Source organism: Streptomyces sp. NPDC052236 (genome assembly GCF_044548015.1).
GTDB lineage: Bacteria > Actinomycetota > Actinomycetes > Streptomycetales > Streptomycetaceae > Streptomyces.
In genome coordinates this window covers 106,965-125,379 of sequence record NZ_JBIUBL010000021.1, presented here as the reverse complement: position 1 = coordinate 125,379, position 18,415 = coordinate 106,965, and the positions used below count along the sequence as shown (strand labels likewise).

General features: G+C 68.7%; 16 protein-coding genes and 1 pseudogene. 12 read left to right on the top strand and 5 right to left on the bottom strand.

Going from position 1 to position 18,415, the window contains the following annotated elements; genetic code table 11:
• Positions 1 to 92 precede the first annotated feature (92 nt).
• From ACIHCQ_RS30005 to ACIHCQ_RS29990, 4 genes are read left to right on the top strand one after another with little or no spacing between them, the layout of a single operon-like run.
• The gene (locus ACIHCQ_RS30005) at positions 93 to 2,036 is read left to right on the top strand and encodes a RiPP maturation radical SAM C-methyltransferase (protein ID WP_399669075.1); all 1,944 of its coding nucleotides are present in this window, start codon (positions 93 to 95) and stop codon (positions 2,034 to 2,036) included.
• A 28-nt stretch (positions 2,037 to 2,064) separates the two neighbouring features.
• Positions 2,065 to 2,685 carry a DUF5825 family protein gene (locus tag ACIHCQ_RS30000; RefSeq protein WP_399669072.1) on the top strand — a complete coding sequence of 207 codons (621 nt, stop codon included), beginning with the start codon at positions 2,065 to 2,067 and terminating at the stop codon, positions 2,683 to 2,685.
• A 9-nt stretch (positions 2,686 to 2,694) separates the two neighbouring features.
• Positions 2,695 to 3,894, top strand: a complete 1,200-nt coding sequence (locus ACIHCQ_RS29995) for a cytochrome P450 (protein ID WP_399669069.1) — start codon at positions 2,695 to 2,697, stop codon at positions 3,892 to 3,894.
• Positions 3,887 to 5,137 (top strand): MFS transporter, encoded by a 1,251-nt coding sequence (locus tag ACIHCQ_RS29990; RefSeq protein ID WP_399669066.1) that lies wholly within the window; start codon positions 3,887 to 3,889, stop codon positions 5,135 to 5,137. The genes ACIHCQ_RS29995 and ACIHCQ_RS29990 overlap by 8 nt, the downstream gene beginning before the upstream one ends.
• A 490-nt stretch (positions 5,138 to 5,627) precedes the next feature.
• Here ACIHCQ_RS29990 and ACIHCQ_RS29985 read toward each other — a convergent pair whose 3' ends face one another.
• Together ACIHCQ_RS29985 and ACIHCQ_RS29980 are read right to left on the bottom strand one after the other, a co-directional pair.
• A complete protein-coding gene (locus tag ACIHCQ_RS29985) occupies positions 5,628 to 5,849 on the bottom strand; it encodes a hypothetical protein (protein ID WP_399669245.1) in 222 nt (73 codons plus the stop codon).
• 19 nt (positions 5,850 to 5,868) lie between these two features.
• On the bottom strand, positions 5,869 to 6,990 hold the full coding sequence (locus tag ACIHCQ_RS29980) for an amidohydrolase family protein (RefSeq protein ID WP_399669063.1): 1,122 nt from the start codon (positions 6,988 to 6,990) through the stop codon (positions 5,869 to 5,871).
• A gap of 359 nt (positions 6,991 to 7,349) precedes the next feature.
• Between ACIHCQ_RS29980 and ACIHCQ_RS29975 the strand changes: the two are divergent.
• Together ACIHCQ_RS29975 and ACIHCQ_RS29970 are read left to right on the top strand one after the other, a co-directional pair.
• Positions 7,350 to 8,992 (top strand): annotated as a pseudogene (locus ACIHCQ_RS29975) (IS200/IS605 family accessory protein TnpB-related protein).
• Positions 8,985 to 9,227: a hypothetical protein gene (locus ACIHCQ_RS29970; protein WP_399669060.1), complete on the top strand. Its 243-nt coding sequence runs from the start codon at positions 8,985 to 8,987 to the stop codon at positions 9,225 to 9,227. The pseudogene ACIHCQ_RS29975 and the gene ACIHCQ_RS29970 overlap by 8 nt, the downstream one beginning before the upstream one ends.
• On the opposite strand, the gene ACIHCQ_RS29965 is transcribed toward ACIHCQ_RS29970, so the two are convergent.
• Positions 9,199 to 9,402, bottom strand: coding sequence for an Lrp/AsnC ligand binding domain-containing protein (locus ACIHCQ_RS29965; protein ID WP_399669056.1), 204 nt, complete (start codon positions 9,400 to 9,402; stop codon positions 9,199 to 9,201). The two genes, ACIHCQ_RS29970 and ACIHCQ_RS29965, sit on opposite strands and share 29 nt — an antisense overlap.
• Here ACIHCQ_RS29965 and ACIHCQ_RS29960 point away from each other — a divergent pair.
• From ACIHCQ_RS29960 to ACIHCQ_RS29950, 3 genes are all read left to right on the top strand, one after another.
• Positions 9,394 to 9,777 (top strand): hypothetical protein, encoded by a 384-nt coding sequence (locus ACIHCQ_RS29960; protein WP_399669053.1) that lies wholly within the window; start codon positions 9,394 to 9,396, stop codon positions 9,775 to 9,777. The genes ACIHCQ_RS29965 and ACIHCQ_RS29960 overlap by 9 nt on opposite strands.
• A 75-nt stretch (positions 9,778 to 9,852) precedes the next feature.
• Positions 9,853 to 11,229 carry a hypothetical protein gene (locus tag ACIHCQ_RS29955; RefSeq protein WP_399669050.1) on the top strand — a complete coding sequence of 459 codons (1,377 nt, stop codon included), beginning with the start codon at positions 9,853 to 9,855 and terminating at the stop codon, positions 11,227 to 11,229.
• Positions 11,230 to 12,265: 1,036 nt separating this feature from the next.
• Positions 12,266 to 13,471: a methyltransferase domain-containing protein gene (locus ACIHCQ_RS29950; RefSeq protein WP_399669046.1), complete on the top strand. Its 1,206-nt coding sequence runs from the start codon at positions 12,266 to 12,268 to the stop codon at positions 13,469 to 13,471.
• Positions 13,472 to 14,034: 563 nt separating this feature from the next.
• Here the strand turns inward: ACIHCQ_RS29950 and ACIHCQ_RS29945 are convergent.
• Positions 14,035 to 14,862, bottom strand: coding sequence for a hypothetical protein (locus ACIHCQ_RS29945; RefSeq protein ID WP_399669043.1), 828 nt, complete (start codon positions 14,860 to 14,862; stop codon positions 14,035 to 14,037).
• A gap of 179 nt (positions 14,863 to 15,041) precedes the next feature.
• Positions 15,042 to 15,380, bottom strand: coding sequence for a hypothetical protein (locus tag ACIHCQ_RS29940; protein ID WP_399669040.1), 339 nt, complete (start codon positions 15,378 to 15,380; stop codon positions 15,042 to 15,044).
• Between the two features lie 14 nt (positions 15,381 to 15,394).
• Here ACIHCQ_RS29940 and ACIHCQ_RS29935 point away from each other — a divergent pair, with 14 nt between their 5' ends.
• From ACIHCQ_RS29935 to ACIHCQ_RS29925, 3 genes are all read left to right on the top strand, one after another.
• Positions 15,395 to 15,997 carry an amino acid--tRNA ligase-related protein gene (locus ACIHCQ_RS29935; RefSeq protein ID WP_399669037.1) on the top strand — a complete coding sequence of 201 codons (603 nt, stop codon included), beginning with the start codon at positions 15,395 to 15,397 and terminating at the stop codon, positions 15,995 to 15,997.
• A gap of 32 nt (positions 15,998 to 16,029) precedes the next feature.
• Positions 16,030 to 16,899 (top strand): TauD/TfdA dioxygenase family protein, encoded by an 870-nt coding sequence (locus ACIHCQ_RS29930; RefSeq protein WP_399669034.1) that lies wholly within the window; start codon positions 16,030 to 16,032, stop codon positions 16,897 to 16,899.
• 130 nt (positions 16,900 to 17,029) lie between these two features.
• The gene (locus tag ACIHCQ_RS29925; protein WP_399669031.1) at positions 17,030 to 18,088 is read left to right on the top strand and encodes a hypothetical protein; all 1,059 of its coding nucleotides are present in this window, start codon (positions 17,030 to 17,032) and stop codon (positions 18,086 to 18,088) included.
• The last annotated feature ends 327 nt before the right edge of the window (positions 18,089 to 18,415 follow it).

Sequence of the window (18,415 nt, the reverse complement as noted above, 5' to 3'; positions counted from 1 at the left end):
CGTACCGCCCCCGGAGCAGCACCGGGCACCGGAAGGCGAGCCGCCCCGGTGCCCGCTGCTGTCCGGCAGCTCCACGACGGAAGTGACCACTCATGCGTATCGTTCTGGTGCAAATGCCGTGGGGCGCGCTCGACGTGCCGTCGCTGGCGCTCGGCATCCTGCACACCGCTGCCGCCGAGCGCGGCCATGACGTCGAGGTGCGCTACGCCAACCTGGACTTCGCAGACTGGGCGGCGGAGCGGGCCGGATTCGACCTCGACGCCTACAGCTACTTCTCCGAGAAGTCGTATTTCCAGGGCACGGGCGACTGGGCGTTCGCCGGGGCCCTGTACGGCGACGACCCGGCGGACGACGGGACGGGCCCCGAAGCGGCGGAGTTCGCCGACTACTTCCGGTTCCTCGCGGCCAACGGCGCCAGCGAAGAGCGGCGGGCGCTGGCCAGGGCCGCCCGTGCGATCGCCCCAGAGTTCATCACCCGCCTGGTCGGTGAACTCGCCACCGACCCGCCCGACCTCATCGGCTTCACCACCACCTTCCAGCAGAACACCGCGAGCCTCGCCGCCGCGCGGCTCCTCAAGGAGACCTGTCCCGGCGTCCGGGTCGTCTTCGGCGGGGCCAACTGCGACGGCCCTCAGGGCGCCGCCCTGCACCGCAACTTCCCGTTCCTCGACTTCGTCGTACGCGGCGAGGGTGAGGCAGCGTTTCCCGCGCTGCTCGACGCCCTTGACGCTGCTGCCTCCAAAAGCGCGCCGCCGGACCTGTCCGGCATCCCCGGGCTGTGCGTGCGCGACGCGTCAGGCGCCTCGGTGGCCAACGCCATGGCGACCCGTCCGCTGCCGCCCGCTGCCATCCGCACCCCACGCTTCGACGGTTTCTTCGACCGGCTCGACGCCTCAACGGCGGCCCACTGGATCGACCCCAAGCTGGTACTCGAAGGCTCCCGGGGTTGCTGGTGGGGCGAGAAGCACCACTGCACCTTCTGCGGGCTCAACGGCTCCTCCATGGAGTTCCGCAGCAAGCGCCCCGATGACTTCCTCGCCGAAGTGCTCACCCTCACCGAGCGCCACCAGCTCCTGGACATCTACGTCGTCGACAACATCCTCGACATGAGCTACTTCAACACCGTACTGAAGACGCTCGCCGGCCTCCCTGTCGACCTACGGCTGCACTTCGAGGTCAAGGCCAACCTCCGCCGTGAGCAGTTCCAGCTCCTCGCCGACTCCGGCGCGGTGCAGGTCCAGCCCGGCATCGAGAGCCTGAGCACCCGGGTACTGCGCATCATGGACAAAGGCGTGACCGGCTGCCAGAACGTCCGCGCGCTGCGCGACGCACAGAGCGCCGGGGTCTCGGTGTCCTGGAACTACCTCTACGGCTTTCCCGGCGAGGAGCCCGAGGACTACGAGTCGGTCATCCGGCAGATGCCCCTGCTGCACCACCTCGACCCGCCCGCCGCGGCCGGCCGGATCGTCATCGAGCGGTTCAGCCCCTACTTCGACCGGCCGGAGATGGGCTTCGACATCACCCGGCCCGCGTTCCAGTACCGCGAGACCTACCGGCTGCCCGAGGGCGAACTCGCGGACCTCGCCTATGTCTTCACCGCCCCGCTGCGCGGCATCGGCACCGATCTCGGCGACGCCCTCACGGAGGCGGTCGGCACCTGGCGCGAACGGTACCCGGACAGCCGGCTCACCTACCAGGACACCGGTGACCGCATCGTGCTCGTCAACACCAGGCCGGCCTACGACTGGCGGGTGATCGAGCTGACCGACCCGGTGGAGCTGGCGCTTTTCCGGCTCCTGGACAGGCCCCGCTCGGCCGCCGCGCTCGCCGCGCGGATCCCCGGCGGCGCGGCGGCCGTCACCCCCCTGATCCGGCGCTGGTCGGACCTGGGCCTGCTCTTTCACGACCACGGCAGCTGCCTCCATGCCGCCGTCGAGTCCGACAACCAGCTGCTGATGCGGGTGGAGCACCGGCACGGACCCGCCGAGGAGGACTTCGACACACCGGAGGCTCACGATGCCGTCACAGCCGTCTGACAGAACCGCCCCGGCTACGGCCCCCGGCGTGGCCGCCGAGATGTGGCTCGACTACGACCCGGTCGCCCGACGGCTGCCCGGCATGCACCTGGGCACCCGGACCCTGGGCGCCCCGGCGGTCGCTGCCGTCACCGAACTCCACACCGCGGGCGTACGGTGCATCCGGCTGCCGGAGGCCGTCCGTCTCTGCGCCGACGCGCCCGCTCACTCGGCTCACGCCCTGATGCTGATCAGGGAGGCCACCGGTCGGGGACTCGCCGTGCTGTGGGACGCAGTCTGCGACGACGGCTGCGTCACGCGACGTCTCTACCACCACCTGTATCCGCCCGAGCACGTCATCGGCGCACCAGAGGGCATCGTGGCCGACTGGCGCGCCACGTACTTCCCGAGCAAGTGCATCTTCCGGCGCGGCCCCGGATTCGTGGAGGTGCGGGACCGCCGGTTGGGGACTCTGGAGCTGATCACCGTCGACGAAGCGGACCATCTCGATCGGCTGGAGGCGCTCACCGAGGACATCGACGCCGGGGAGCTGCCCGACGCCGTACGGCGGGACTTCGCCGGGGCCGGCCTGATCGCCGAGCACGCCGGGCGTGCGTGGTGGTTGCCGATGCGGGTGCGCCGCTGGCCCTTCCCGGCCTTCACTGTTTAGGAGATGCTCATGACGACCGCGGTCGACGACGCCGGCGCGCGCATATCAGCGTTCATCCGGGACCCCTACCCCACCCTCGCCAGGGTCCGCGCCGCCTCCGCGGTCTCCGCACTGGAGTACGAGAATGGCCTCCCAGTGTGGATCTTGACGCGATACCACGATGTCACCGCCGCTCTGAAGGATCCGCGATTCGGACAGGATGTACGCCGTACCCAGGCGATCGCCGACCGGCGGGCGCAAGGCGTCACCCTCGGCTCCGACGTGGTGCACATGCTCAACAGCGACCCGCCCGACCACACCCGGCTGCGCCGGCTCGTCCAGGGCGTCTTCACCCGCCGACGGGTCGAGACGATGCGCCCGATGGTACGACGTATCGCGGGCGGCCTCCTGGACGGATTGCGCGAGAGGGAGCGGTTCGATGCCGTGATGGACTTCGCGTTTCCGCTGCCCATCATGATCATCTGTGAGCTGCTCGGCTTCCCTCCAGAGGACCTGCACTCCTACCGCACCTGGTCAACGGGGATCCTCACCCACGGCGGCGACACCTCCTTCGAGGAGGCCAAGACGGAGATGAACGACTACCTCCGGGACCTGATGGCGGCCCGCAGAGCCGCGCCGAAGGACGACATCCTCACCGACCTGGTGCGCGCCTGCAACGGAGGTGAGCTCACCGAGCAGGAGGTCTTCTCCATGGTCTTCCTGCTGCTGATCGGCGGGCACGAGACCACCGTCAACCTACTCGGCACCGCGACCCTCGCCCTGCTGCACCACCCTGACCAGCTCGCCTGGTTGCGCGCCCACCCGGAGGCGATGCCCATGGCCGTGGACGAGTTCCTGCGCTACGAGTCGCCGGTGAGCATGGCCACCCTGCGGTTCACCAAGGAACCGGTGACCGTCGACGACGTGGAGATCCCTGCGGACGAGTTGGTTCTGGTGTCCCTCGGCGCGGCCAACCGCGACCCGGACCGCTTCATCGACCCCGACCGGCTGATCCTGGAGCGGAACGACCCCGGCCATCTGGCCTTCGGCCAGGGGCTGCACCGATGCCTGGGCTCGTTCCTCGGCAAGCTGGAGAGCGAGGTCGCCCTCACCGGACTGCTCGACCGTTTCCCGCACATCGAGCTCGCTGCGGACGAGGCGACCCTGCCCTGGCGGAACACCATCATGCTGCGGGGCCTGGAGTCGCTGCCAGTGTCGGTGCATGGTTGACCCCGCCAGGACCCTTCGGCCGCCTGCCCGCTTCCGCCCCCGGATCAGCCTGCTCCCCCTGCGCTTCCGCGGCTACCGGCTGCTGATCATTGGACAGGGCACCTCGGAGTTCGGCAACGCCTTCCAGCTCGTCGCGCTCCCGCTGCTCGTCTACTCCTTCGCGGGCGGTGCCCGTGCGCTCAGCCTGGTGGTCGCCGCGTACGGGGCGTGCCGGCTGGCCGCCACCCCGCTCGGCGGGATACTCGCCGACCGCTTCGGCGCCTGGCGGGTGATGATGGCCGCCGACATCGGCCGACTGCTCGCCACCGGGGCGCTGGCCGCAGTCGCCGCCTGCCGGGTCGAGAGCTTCTTCCTGATCGGTGTCCTCACCGGCCTGGTCGGCCTGGGCGCAGGGCTGTTCCTGCCGGCTGCCTGGGCCATCACACCGAGCCTGCTGCCCCAGGAGGAGCTGCACGCGGGCAACTCCCTCAACCACACGGTCAACTTCGCCGCCGGCCTGATCGGCCCGGGCATCGCCGGCGCCGTGGTCGCCTGGCTGAATCCGGCCATGGCGCTCACCGCCGACGCACTGACCTTCGCCGCCTCGGCGGTGACCCTGCTGATGATCGGCCAGGGCCCACTGGCAGCCCCGGCGAAGGACATCGCCGAACGCGCCTCCGTGCCCAGGAACTTCACCGGTCTGCTCCGCGAGTCCCGGCTGCTGCGCATCGTGCTCACCGTCACCGTGGCCGCGAACCTCACCATGGGCGGCATGACACGAGTGGCCCTGCCGTCCCTGGCCACCCACGACCTCGGCACCGGCGCGATCGGCCTCGGCGGCCTGCTCGCCGCGTTCACCGGCGGCGCGCTGCTGGGCGGGCTGATCTCCATGAGTCTCGGCGACCTGCGCTCCCGCGGCCGCCCCGCCGTGTTCTGCGGCCTTCTGACGGGTGCGGCGGTCGGCCTGGTGCCGTTCACCGGGCTGTGGGGCGCGGTGCTGATGCTGTGTGTCGCAGGCGGCGCCAGCACAGTGCTCAATGTCCTGATCATCACCGGGATCCAGAAGAACACCCCGCCCGCGCTGCTCGCCCGGGTCATGGCGGCGGTCACCTTCTGCGGCCTCGCCGTCTTCCCACTGTCGGTGATCGGGGTGGGCGCCGCGGTTAACGCCTTCGGCAGCCGGATGGTCTTCGTCGCCACCGGCCTCTCCCTGCTCGGAGCCTTCGGATACGCGCTGACTCGGCGGGAACTGCGGGCGATGTAGTGCGGTGCTGGACGGCGGAGAGGCTGGCTGCGGGGCGCAGGTACGGCTCATCGCCCCATAACCGCGGCCTGTGCGCAGCCGGAAGCCGTTGCCCCACTCGATGGTCAGCAGGCCCGTCTTCCGCCGGGCCGCGAGGTGCCTACGGTCAAGATCATGAGATGGAGGGCAGCGCCCCCGCACACCCACCAGATCGGACTGCAGAAAGGGCAACCGCGCCCGTGGACCGGGCTCGGTTACGCGGTCTGTTCGAAGACTTCCCCAGTCTTGCGATGTTCCTGGCCGAGCTGGAGGCGGGCGCCGAAACGGCCTCACGGGACAAGATCGTGAGACAGAATGCCGTGGCCTCTGAATGAGACAACCGAGAGAAGCGCAGGTCGCCGCAGCGGAATGGGACATTCTGAGTGCGAACCTACACCTCGGTTCGACGCCCGCTGGATCATCGACACTTCCGGGGTCTGCATCCCTGGGCACGGAACGCCTACCTGCATCCTCATTCACCGCGCCCGGCCGCCGGTGGGTGACACGGTGACGGTGATCCGGGGCAATCGGGGCGAGCCCAAGGTTCCTGATGACCCTGCGCGTGGGCTGGTGCGGAGCGCGATCGGGTTGGTTCGGGCGCCGCCGTCGCCTCGGCGAGCGCGGGTCGACCACCAGTCAGTTCGGGTACGTACTTGTAGATCGTGTTCCTGCTGACGCCGAGGAGCTTCGCGATCGAGGAGACGGTTGTCCCGTCACGTCTTGCAGATCTGGGGGGCCGTCTCCTTCAGGTCCAGCAGGTTGAAATAGTTCTGCCCGAGGGCGATATCGCGGAACGCCTGGTCGCTGAGGACCTTGTTGATCCGGCTGGTGACCTCGAGCTCCTCCTTGTAGACCTTGAAGTCCTTGTTGCGGGAGGCGACGAAGTCGGTGCCGGGGATCGCCCTTGTCGGGTAGGCGTCGAGGAAGGCGGCGTATTGCATGCGCACGCCGGGCTGTGCGAAGTACGCATCCTCCAGGACACGCCAACTGAGGTCGAGCGTGAGCTTGGGGTACCGGTCCAGGAACCCCTTCATGATCTGAATGTGCCGATCGGGCCGCAGCGTCGTGAGTTCCTTCGACAGGCCCATGTGTGCCCAGACGACCTTGTTATCCGGGTAGCGCCTGAGGACTTCCTCCATCAGGTTCAGGTACTGGGTGGGGCGTTGGTTGTTGCCGAGGTCTGCGTGGATGGTGAGCGGGATGCCGCGCGTCCGCAACTCCCGCATGAAGGGCGACCACTGCTGGATGTCGTCGATCTCTGCGGGCTCGTGGTGGTTGGGCAAAATGGCTTGCTTGATGAGATTGACCTCGCCCATCCACCGGAACATGCCGGGGAATTCCGTATCCAGCAAACGGATGCCCTCGGGGATGGTTTCCGGATGGGCCAGGTCCGGGAACGTCATCGACAGAGCTAGGCCGACGTCCTTCGGCTGGGACTCCACCACGTTCTCAGCGTTGACGAAGTCGTTCTTCATGCTCGGTAGGACCGGAGTGCCCGGGCAGTCCAGGTAGTAGGTGCAGGAGGAGTCCACCGGAAGCATCTGTCCGATGCCGAAGACGCTCGCGTGACGGACGCCGCTCTCTTTCAGATAGCCGACCATTTCCTTGAACGGGATGGCCTCACCGCCAAAGGGGCGGAAGTGCAGATGGCCGTCAACCACCGAGGTGTACGGCTCTTTCCTGCGGTCAAAGCACTGTTCTTCCGCGGCAGCCGAACCGGCCGACGGCCACAGCATGACGGCCACCGCTGTCCACGCCGTGCCGGCAACGACCAGCTTTCTTCCCACCTGATGCACGTGTGGAACTCCCTCGCCCGTGGCCCGCGTGCGGACCATGACCCAAAACGATCAAGATGAAGGGATTATGTGACAACTCCGTGATCAAGCCAATCAACGTGCCCAGCCGGTCGTCACACATAGCTCCGATGGCCTATAGTCCGCCGCCGATCGGGAAGGCCGACCGGAGGGTTGTGGACTGCTGCCGAAGTAATGAGCGGTAGTGACTTCTGGTGGGCGTGAGTGAGTGCTGGGTCGGGTTTGGGTCGGCTGTACGGGCCGGTCTTCTTCTGTGTGCGGTGTGCTCCGGGCCCCGTCACGGGAGGGGAACGAGGGTTCTTGGGTCGAATGGGTGACCTTTGCGGGTGGTGCTCGTTGACTGCGGTGACGGGGTTCTTTGGCCGGACGGGGGTGAACGGGTGGGCGTGCTGCGCGAGTTGGCGGTGTCGTTCGTTGTCCCCGGCCCTGGTGGGGTGTCGGTCCGGGACCGGCTGCGGGTGTCGCGGGTGGATGCGGCGGTGCTGGTGGAGGTCGGCGTCTTCCTCGGCTCGCTGGCCTGTGGTGATCTCGCGGAACGGTCCCGGCAGGGCCTGGCGCATGACGCCTCCGGGTGGGCGGTGCGTAAGCGGGAGCTGACGGGCACGTCCTCGGCGCGCTGGGCGGGCAGTATCACCAAGGCCACCCGTGATCAGTGGGCGCTGGCGAGGCGCGGGCAGGGCGCCCACAGGGTGTGGCTGCGGGGGCAGATCGCGTCGATCGAGGCCAGGCTGGTCCGGCCGCTGGGGGCCAGGGCCAATAAGCGCGAAGGGCTCGTGCGCGGGTACGGCAGCCGGGCGGAGTGGCATGCCAAGTCCCGTCGCCTGCACGCTTTGAAGGACCGGTTGGCGGTGGTGGAGGCGGACTGGGCGGCGGGCCGGGTGCGGGTGGTGCGCGGCGGTAAACGCCTGGTCCACGCCCGTCACCACCTTCAGGCGGCCGGGCTGAGTGAGCAGGAGTGGCGCAAGCAGTGGGTAGCAGAGCGGATGTTTCTGGCGGCCGATGGGGAGTCCGGTAGACGGTTCGGCAACGAGACCATCCGCGTCACCGATACCGGACAGGTTTCGATCAAGCTTCCGGCTGCGCTGGCTCATCTGGCCAACGCCCCGCACGGCCGGTACGTGCTGGAGGCGACCGTGCGCTTCCGGCACCGGGGTGCGGAGTGGGCCGACCGGATCACCGCCAACCGGGCGGTGGCCTACCGCATCCACCACGACACAGCACGCGGCCGCTGGTATGTCACCGCCTCCTGGCAGCGCGCGACCGCCCCCGTCCTCCCGCTGGACGCGGCGCTGGTGCGGGGTGTGGTGGGGGTGGACATGAACGACGACCACCTGGCCGCCTGGCCGCCTGGCGCCTGGACGTGCACGGCAACCCGGTCGGCGAGCCGCAGCGCTTCTTCTACGACCTGACCGGCAGCACGCAGCACCGCGACGCACAGATCCGCCACGCACTGAGCAGGCTGCTGCACCACACCCAACGTTGCGGGGCCGCGGCGATCGCCATCGAGGACCTCGACTTCACCGACGGCACCAGCCGGGAGAAGCACGGACGCAACAAACGCTTCCGCCGCCTGCTCTCCCGCTTCCCCACCGCGAAACTCAGGGCCCGGCTGGTGTCGATGGCCGCCGAACAGGACATCGCCATCGTCGCGGTCGACCCCGCCTACACCAGCAAGTGGGGTGCCCAGCACTGGCAGAAACCGCTGACCACCCCACGACGTGAGATGTCCCGGCACGATGCGGCGAGCATCGCGGTCGGGCGACGCGCCCTTGGACACCCGATCCGGCGACGGACGACACCGCCCCACCCCGACCGGAGCGATCGTGGTGGGCATCGGACCGTCCAGGCCCGACCGGAGGCCCCAGGGCGTGAGGAAACCCGCCCCCACCTGCCCGGACCGCGCACCAGATGCGCCCCGCCGGCCGTGGAGCGAAAGCGGGGGACCAGCCTGCCCAACACCGTTCGGGGCAGCGCCACCGAGCAGCAGTCCTGGCACCAGGACTCACTCCCGCTCAGTGTCTAGGAACGGTGGATGCTGCGATGCCGTCGCGCATCTCCCCGCCCCACAGCCCGACGCCGAGATCCAGCTGGAGTTCCTCACCGGCCCGCTCCAGGGCAAGCACGACCCGGTCATCGCCAAGGCCCACGACCGCGTCGACGCAGGTGGCTGGGGGCGGGTGCTGGTCACATCCCCCACTGATCGGCCCGCCGTCGCGGGACGGCGGGTCGTCAGGCTGTCCTCACCACCTTCATCGTGAAGTGCGAGGTGACGTTCTTGATCCGCGGGATGGTCATGACACGCCGACTGAGGAAGGTCTCGTAGGCGGCCAGGTCGGCGACGGCGACGCGTACGAAGTAGTCCGGGCTGCCGAACAGCCTTCTCAGCTCGATGACTTCCTCGGCCTCGGCCAAGGTCTGTTCGAAGTGCTCCACCGTATCCGCGTCCTGAGCGAGGTGCCGCCCGAGTCGTTGAAGTCGTCCGTCCGCCATCTGCGCAACGAGTTCGTGCGCCACTGCGAGTTGCTTCGTTCCACGCCGGAGACCGAGCGGCACAAGGATCTGTGGACCCTCGCCGTCTTCGGATACGCCGGCAATCTTCGGTTCACCGACATCCGCCAGCCGTGGCTGCGGGAGGCGGCCAAGTCGTGGGCGTTCGATGCACTGCCACAACGCCGGGGCAGGGGTGTCGCCGGCGGCATGCAGTCGTCGATCGAGGGCATCGTTCAACTCTCCGAGAGCCTGCACCTGCCCCTAGAAGTTGTCGTCATGTCACGCCCGTATCAGGAGCGAGGCGAGGGTGGCTGCTGACCCCGCCCTCAAGTCGAGCCGCCGGTCGGACGCTCCCTCGGCGGCATGTCAGTGGCTACTTCTACGCTTCCAGCCATGAACGTGGACGATCTTTCGTGGCAGGCGAGCAACAATCGCGGTCTTTCTCCGAAAAGGGTGACTCTCCTGCTGGAGCACGGTCACCTGGACCTGGTGATCCAGGCGGCGGCGGAACGCGGCGAGTGGTTCTGTGCGAAGGGCGCGGTGGAGGAGTTGTGCCGGGCGGGGGAGTTCGGACGGGCGCTGGAGGTGATAGGCCCGTTCGTCACGATCGGGTGGCGGACCGCTCTGTGGGCGAAGGCCGACATCCTGCTTTGGGCGGGCCGGACGGAGGAGGCCCTGGATCTGGTCCGTCCGGATCAAGCAGGCCGCGCGTCGACGGCCGAATGCCGCGACTTCGCCGAGTTGCTCGCCAGGGCAGAGCGCGTCGACGAGGCCATCGACCTGCTCGTCCCGCACATCGACGGATCGTGGATCCTGTCGGTGCTGGTGGAGATCTCCGAAGGCCAGGACCGTGACGAGCGGGTGCTGGGGCTGATCGCCCCGCACGCCGACAGCGCGCGCCAGGCCCGCGGCGAGGGCCACTGGGACTACTCCCTCTCCGATGCGCAGGAATTGCAGGCCCGGGTGCTGGAGCGCGCGGGCCGCGCCGATGAGGCGATACGGGTCCTCGGCCAGGACATAGCCGGGCGCTGCTACCTCACACAGAACACCCTCACCGCCTACGCCGAGCTGCTGGCACGTCACGGCCGGCTCGACGAGCTGCGTGAACTGGCTACCGGCCAGGACGCACACACCGTCCTGGACCTCTACGCCGGAGCCCTGCGCCGCCACGGCCGGACCGAAGAGGCCGAGGTCGTGATGCGGACTGCCATCGCCGCCGACGACTGGGTCGGGTACCGCGCCTGGCTCTCCTCGGCCTTGCTGCGGGACGGCCGACTGGACGACGCGATCGCCGTTGCCGAACCCGGCTTCGGCTGGTACGACTGCTCCAACCTCCTGGCACCACTCGTCTACCCGCTTCTCGACCGCCCCGAGGAACTGCTCCACCTGGTCGAGCACCCCAGCGTCGTGCCCCACCACGGACACGAGGAGTTCCGGCACTGGTGGCGGGCCTGCGCCCTCGCCGGCCTCGGCCGCGTCGACGAGGCGATCACCGTGGCCGAAGCCGATCCGCGCCCCTGGACCCACCCCCGTATCGTCAAGGCCGACCTCCTCAGCACCGCCGGCCACCTCGACGCTGCCGCCGCTGAACTGCGAGCCCTGGGGACGATCAAGGCACGTGAGGAGCTGTGCGAGATCCTGGTCCGGCAAGGGCAGGCGGCCGAGGCAATCGCCGTCCACCCCACGGTGGCCGAGCAGCGGGCTGCCGAACCGAAGCCCGAGCCTGTCCCCATGGGCGAAAACGGGTACTCCTTGGAGCCACCCTTTTAGGGAGGCCCGGTGGGTCCGCCTGCACCACACCTGTTGTAGACGCTACATTCCATATCCAAGCCACTGAGCTGCATGAACTCTGTCGAGGACCGCCTCACGCGCAGGGACCCCCAGAGAACGCGTGAACCAGCGCGCGCAGATCGCGACCGCGCCGCGCACCGCCGTGACCACCCGCTACGGAGCACTCGGCCGCCAGGCCGCCCCGGCCACGGACAAGGCGGACTCCCCGAAGAAGGAGCCGGTCCGGGTCCGGCCCAACGCTGCCGCCGACCAGGATGTGCGGTTGGTCTTCCCCGATCAGGCACAGGGCAACAGCCCCTGCGGTCCCGCATCGATGACAAGCGGTCCAACTACCCCGTCGCTGGGGACAGAGGACGCCGGCTCGGCTGAACCCGGCGACAAAGTATGGGCGGAGTGTCACACCGGAGCCTGTCTCAACACCTGTAGGCGACCGAGCGGGAGGAGTTGCCGAACAATGCCTGTTCCCACCGTTCGGCTGGCAGATCCGCGCCCCGGCGCTGGACAGCATCGTCAGCTGACCGGCCAACGGTGCTGGTGGAGCGTGGGGTGCTGGCGTGGGGGCTGCGGGTGGCGGGCTGGAAGTAGTTGCTGGGGTCACCACGCACATCTCAGTAGACCTGAGGGTGGCCGCTGCGGTGAGATGGACGGCGAAGCGGGAGGGAGTTGTGATCACCGGCGCGGTGCCGGTTGCCGGCCGCGGGGTGCCTGGGGTGAGACGCGCCAGGGCTGGCTGAGAACAGACAGCGGGATCCCGCAAGTGCCGCCCCTGCCTGCAGTACAGTCAGTCACTGATGCAGTCTGTTGAGTCAACTCCCCTATGAGTACCGTGAGTCCGGACGTCACAGGCTCACGGTGAAGGGCACGGAGGCGAAATGCGCGTGGACTGGATCGTGGCGAGCGACGGGGGCCAGGGCAGCGGGGATGGTGACAAGCTTCCCGGACAGCCGTGGCAGCCCCCACAGGAACCGCCCTCCCCCGACGGTGGCACGCCCCCCGGGGACGGAACACACAAGAAATGACCCTGACCGGCCGCCAGGCCCGGTCCGGCTGGAAGGATCTCGTCCGCTCCCTCCTGGACTCCGGCGCTATGGCGCCGGAGTGGGCGGAGAGTTTTGAGGCGGTCGACCGGGCCCGGTTCCTGCCCCGGATGATGTGGCCGTACGACATGACGACGAGGACAAGCACCCGCAGCGACCGTGAGGTCGAGCCCGCCGCGTGGTACTGGTACGCCGACACGAACGTGCCGATCACCACGCAGTGGGATGATGGCCGGCATACCGGCACGGCCCCCGGCAGCGTGCCGACGTCGTCGGCCTCCGCGCCGTCGGTGGTCTCAGCCATGCTGCGTGACCTCGACGTGCGCGACGGCAAGGCACTGGAGATCGGGACAGGCACCGGGTGGAACGCCGGGCTTCTCGCCCGCCGCCTCGGCGGGCAGCAGGTCACCACCGTGGAAGTGGACGCGATGGTGGCGCGCTCCGCGAAAGCTGCTCTCCACGACGCCGGCCTGGATCCGGCCGTGGTGGTGGCCGACGGGCTGCTGGGCCATCCGCAGGGTGCGCCCTACGACAGGATCATCGCCACCATGGGCCTGCGTGCCGTCCCCTACGCGTGGGTGCGCCAGACGGTCCCCGGAGGGGTCATCGTGGCGCCCTGGGGCACTCACTACTCCCACACCGACGCTGTGGCCCGTCTGGTCGTTGGCGAGGACGGGAGCAGCGCGTCGGGCCGCTTCACCCGGCCCGTGGAGTTCATGAAGGCCCGCGCTCATCCCCACCGGCTGGCCAGGGCGCCGCACAGCGAGTACGTCCCCGGCGGCGACGTCGCCGCAGCGGCCGAGTCCACATCGAGCACCACGCTCAGCGCCCGCGGTCTCGGGATCGAGGACCGCTTGCCCCATCCGTTCCCGTTCGCGGCCGGCCTACTCCTCGGCCAGGACTGTGTCAGCGCGAGTGACCGCCGGGGCGACAGCTGCAGCGTCTGGCTCTACGGGATCACGGATCGCTCCTGGGCCGCCACCGTCCTGCGCGACGGCCAGCCGGCCTCCACCGTCTACCAGGGCGGCCCGCGCCGCCTGTGGGACCAGACCGAGACAGCCCACCGCTGGTGGACCGATACTGGCGAACCTCAAGTCCACCGATTCGGCCTGACTGTAACCTCCGAAGGTGAGCAGGCGTGGCTCGACACACCGCGACAACCGGTCACCACCGACAGCATGTGACTCCTGATTGATACGACACGTATCCGTCGGCAACGTCCACCTGAGCAGGGCGCTCCTACGGGCGCAACGGGCCTGTTGCGGCGGCAGGAGCGGACCAGCGGAGTGCGCCGGCAGGCTGGGACTTGCGAGTGAGCCGCGGCCGCCGGGCACGGCACCGACGCCCCGCTTCGGCCCGGCCGCCATCGAGGCCGCCGCCCGGCAGAGTGCCAATACCGCCGCCGCACACCGCAAGATCCTGGACTTCACCGCCATCGAGTGGTCGCCGAAAAGGAGTTCCAGGCCGTGGCCCTGTCCCGTCTCGCCGCCCAGCACGACGAGATCACCGCCCTCCTGAGGGACCTGGAAGCTGCCACGTGCAGCAACATCCGCGCACTTCCGACCCGATAACCCCGACTGGCCAGGTTCCGGTGTTCCGCATTCCGGAGGGGGCCGTCGGCGGGCCCGTGACCGTCGAGGCCGTCGGCGTGGACGGCTCCCGTGTCGCCGTCGAAGGCCGGCTCGGCTGAATCCGGCGACAAAGTGCGGGTGGAGTGTCACACGGGCGCCTGTCTCGACACCTGTAGTCACCCGCCGGGAATGCGGACCTCGCCGACGTCGACCGGCTCCGTCGGGAAGCGGCGGATGGCGCTCAGATTGGGATGGGCGTAGCGGAGCGGCTCCTCGACGGCGGCGGGCAGCAGTTCCGGCTTCTCCTGCAGCTCGGACAGCTGGTCAGGATGGTCAAGGAGCGTCACCACGGCGTTGCTGATCTGGTGCTGGACGTTCTCGCTGCCAGCCCCCAGGATCAGGAACGCCAAGGAGACAAGCTCGTCCGCCGTGAGTCGATCCTCTTCGTCACGGGCCGCGATGAGACCCGACAGGATGTCGTCTCCGGGGTTTGCTCGACGACTGGCTACGAGGTCGACGAGGTGCCGGTGGATGTTGCCGATCGATTGGATCAACTCCTCCCCACTGGCGGGCGCGAGCAGGCCGGAGATCCACTCCGAGAACTGCCCCTGCTCCTCGGCCGGTACGACGAACAGGTCTCCGATGACCTTCAAAGGGAGAGGCTTGGCGAACTCGGCAACCAGGTCGGCCTGCCCGTCGGCGTCCAGGCGTTCGAGGAGCTGGCGCACGAAGGTGTCCACCGCGCTCTGGATGTGATTCCGCATGCCGTTGACATGCCGCGGGGTGAACCCCTGTGCGACCAAGCGGCGCAGCCGCAGATGGTCGCCCGCGTCCATGTTGAGGAGGTTGGCATCCAGGGCCGGAGGAAGCGAGAAGCCCTTGAACCCGGAGCCAGAGTGCTGCTTGTCGACCGAGAAGCGGGGATCCGCCAGGCCGCGCCGCACGTCGCGTTCGTGTGTGACGAGCCACACGGGCGACCCGTCGGGGAGGGCGATCCGGTGCACGGACCCCTTCTTCCTCCAACTGCGCGTACACGGAGTGCGGGGCCGCCTGGAAGTCGGGCCCGAAGGGCTGGGGAAGGGGCGTGTTGGACTCGTGGGTCATGCGTTTCCTCGCGAACTGGGTCTGCGCCGTCGTTTCTGGCAGGTCGAGCGGTTGCCTCGTCGGAGGCCGCCGCCGTCGGTCAGGCCCGGGAGAGGCGGCGCCGCACCTTGCGGAAGGCAAGCCCGAACACCGGCAGGGTGAGACCGATGAAGAAGAAGATGGCAATGCCGGACAGCGCGGGAGAAAGCCTCTCCTCCAACCTGAGTGACGACGGGCTGCCTGCGGCGTAGGCGAGGAGGTCACCCCGACGATGCGCAAGGCCGACCTCGGCACGGGACGCCGTCTCCCGGTCGACCTCAACGGGGGGCGGTTCCTGCGGGCGATGATCGGCCCGGCCCTGCGGGTGAACATGGAGCACCACCGGCGGGTCTTCAAGATCGGTCCGTGCTTCCGGCCCGAGAAGCCGGACGAGTTGCACGCGCCCGAGTCCAGATGCTCGACCTCTACGCAGCCGACGAGGACTTCGAGTTCCTGTCCGCGCTCGCCGAGAAGCTGATCGTTCCACACATCCGCTACACCCCCCAGCGAGTCTCCGTCGCCGGCCACATCCGCGACCAGTTCGGCATCGACCTGCGCCGCGAGCCCCTCGGTGATCTACCCGTGCGGATGGCCGCCCACCTGAACCTGGGTGCCGATCTGCCGTTCAAGACGGTGCTCGGGCGTTTCGTGGAGCGCGAGCTGGAGACGCGGAGTACGGATGCCGCGCTGTTCCTGACCGAGTACCCAGTCGGCGGGGACGAGCCGTGCGCCCGCCTCGCTCCGGGAACGGTCGCCGTCCTCAACCGCTTCGAGCTCCCGGTCGACGGCATCGAGGTCGTTCACGGCTACGAGGACGAGCCCGACCGAGCCGCGTTCGTCGAACGGGCCCGCGCGGTGGACCTGTACGACGACGAGCCGGCCCTGGCGTGGAAGGCGATCGACGCCGGGCGTGTGCCTGCCGGCAGCGTCGGGCTCGGCATCGGCATCGAGCGGCTGTGCATGGCCGCCTCCGGCATCAAGGACATCACCGTCTTCCAGCAGTCGCCCCAGTTCTGACCGCCGACACCACCGTCCGGAATGGAGTCGCGATGTCCTTGTCGCTGCGCCCGCTCGACGACAGCGGCTTCGGCCGTCGTCGACTGCAATCTCGCGACCGACGCCGAGGACCTCAAGCCGCAGCTGGCGCGAGCCCTGCACCATCACCGGCTGCTGATCGTGCCCCGGCAGCACCTGACCCACGCCGAACTCCTCACCGTCGCCTCCTGCTTCGGAACGGTGGACACGAGCGTCGACCGCCGCTACGCCGTCGGCGGCTTTCCCGGCCTGACCGCATCAGCAACATCGTCGAGGGCGGCGAGCACGTCGGCATCTACGACGGGGACAACGAGGAGGAGTGGCACGCCGACAACAGCTTCAAGCCGGAGCTGACCGCCACGACGCTGCTGTACTCGGTCATCACCCCCGAGGAGGGAGGAGAGACCCGCTTCGCCGACGCGAACCGCGCCTACGCCGACCTTCACCCGGCGGTGCGGCAGCGGATCGACGGGATGCGGGCAGTGCACTCCATCGAGCAGCTGGGCGCACTGCGGAGCCAGGCCAGCGGCGGGCAGTCGTCGGCCGCGGCCGGAAGCCTCGCCGGCCACCCGGAGGTCGAGCACCCGCTCGTCCTGACCCACCCGGTCACCGGCGCCCGCTCGCTGCTGCTCGGCTCCATGGTGATCCGCTGCATCACCGGACTCTCCGAGACGGTCAGCCGCGCCCTGCTCGACGATCTGCTGGAGCACACGACCAGCGCGCCGTACATCTACAGCCACCGCTGGAGTCAGGGTGATCTCGTCGTGTGGGACAACCTCGCCACCCTTCACACTGCCTCCCCGTGCGACAGCTCCCGCCACTCCCGCCTGCTGTACCGCGCCGCTGTTCGACAACCCGCAACGTCGAGTGGCTCCGCCGGATGACCGGCGGCGAGAACACGAGGTCTGCGCCCTTAGCCAGCCCTAGGGTTTGCCCATGACCGTGAAGGCCGTGAAGGTGCCCCAGAAGGAATCCGCCCTCAGCCTCGAGCGCATCATCTAGATCGGAGGCCAAGTGCACGGAGTATGCCCGGAGTTCGACGCTGGCGCCTTTGTGCGGGACGTGATGTCCGACCTGCCCAGGCTGGAGCTGAAAGATCGTATTACTCGCACCAGCGAGGCACTGCACACCCACCTTCCGGTCACTGGCGCCGAAGCCCTCGACGTACTGCTGCGCTCGCTGCCGCCGACTCCCGAAGCCGCCGGCGTGACAAACGATTTCGGGTGGCATACCTACTGGCCGCACTCCGACTTTGTCGCCCGCTACCTGCGCACCGGCGAGTACCTGGACCAAGCCCTCGAAGCCCTCGCGCGCTTCACTCGGTACTTCTCGGCAGAGGTCGCCGTGCGGGACTTCCTGGGCGACTTCCCCGACGAGACGATGAAGGCCGTCGACGCCTGGTCTCGCGACGAGGACCACCGGACCCGAAGGCTCGCGAGTGAAGCCACCCGCCCCCTCCTGCCCTGCGCGCCCCGCATCTCCCTGCCCTCCGATGTAGCGCTGCCTGTTCTCGAACGACTCTACGCCGACTCCAGCACCTACGTCCGGACCTCTGTCGCCAACCACCTCCACGACCTCGCCGACACGCAGCCCGACCTCGTCCTGGCCACCCTCCAACGGTGGAAGAACACCCACAGCGTCACCGACAAGCACTTCGCGTTCATCGCCCGGACGGCCCTGCGGAGCAAACTCAAAAAGGGCTGGCCGGACGCCTATGCCTTCCTCGGCTACCCGCATGACGCACCGGTCGAGCTGACACGCCTCGTCCTGGAGCGCACCGAGCTTGTCGACGGCGACGTGCTCAGCTTCTCCGCAGCTCTCACCACCACCGTGGCCGTCCCGGTGCATGTGATGTTCGTGATTTCTTCCACGACGCGCACCGGCAAGCCGCGCGAGAAGTTCTACTTCCTCAACCGCAACACCGTGGAGCCCGGCCGGCCGCTCCTTCTGGCCAAGCCGCACAAGCTGCGGTCGACGGCCACCACGAAGATCACTCCCGGCCCGTACACCCTCGCGATCCAGGTCAACGGCCGCCGCTTTCCCGCCGTGCCATTCACGGTCTTCGGGGCATGATCCGCGACCGGCCTGCTACCTGATCTGACCGCTCTCCACCAGGGCCGTGCCTCATCCTCGCCACGGCCCGGTCAGCTACGCCCCACACCGAGACCCCAGCCAGCACGGCAATCCCCCGAAGGAGTGACCCGACCGCGTCGAACTAATTTCAATGCCCGCCGCCGCACACTGCCCGCCCAATCGGCCCGATCAGAACGTGTGTTCACCAAATGAGCCGTGACGAAGCCCGATCCGACGCGTTATTAGAGCACTAGTGCCACTTCACCGCCCAGATGGAGGAACGTCATGAATCCCGCACCCACTCCCGTGCATCAGCCCTCTGGAATC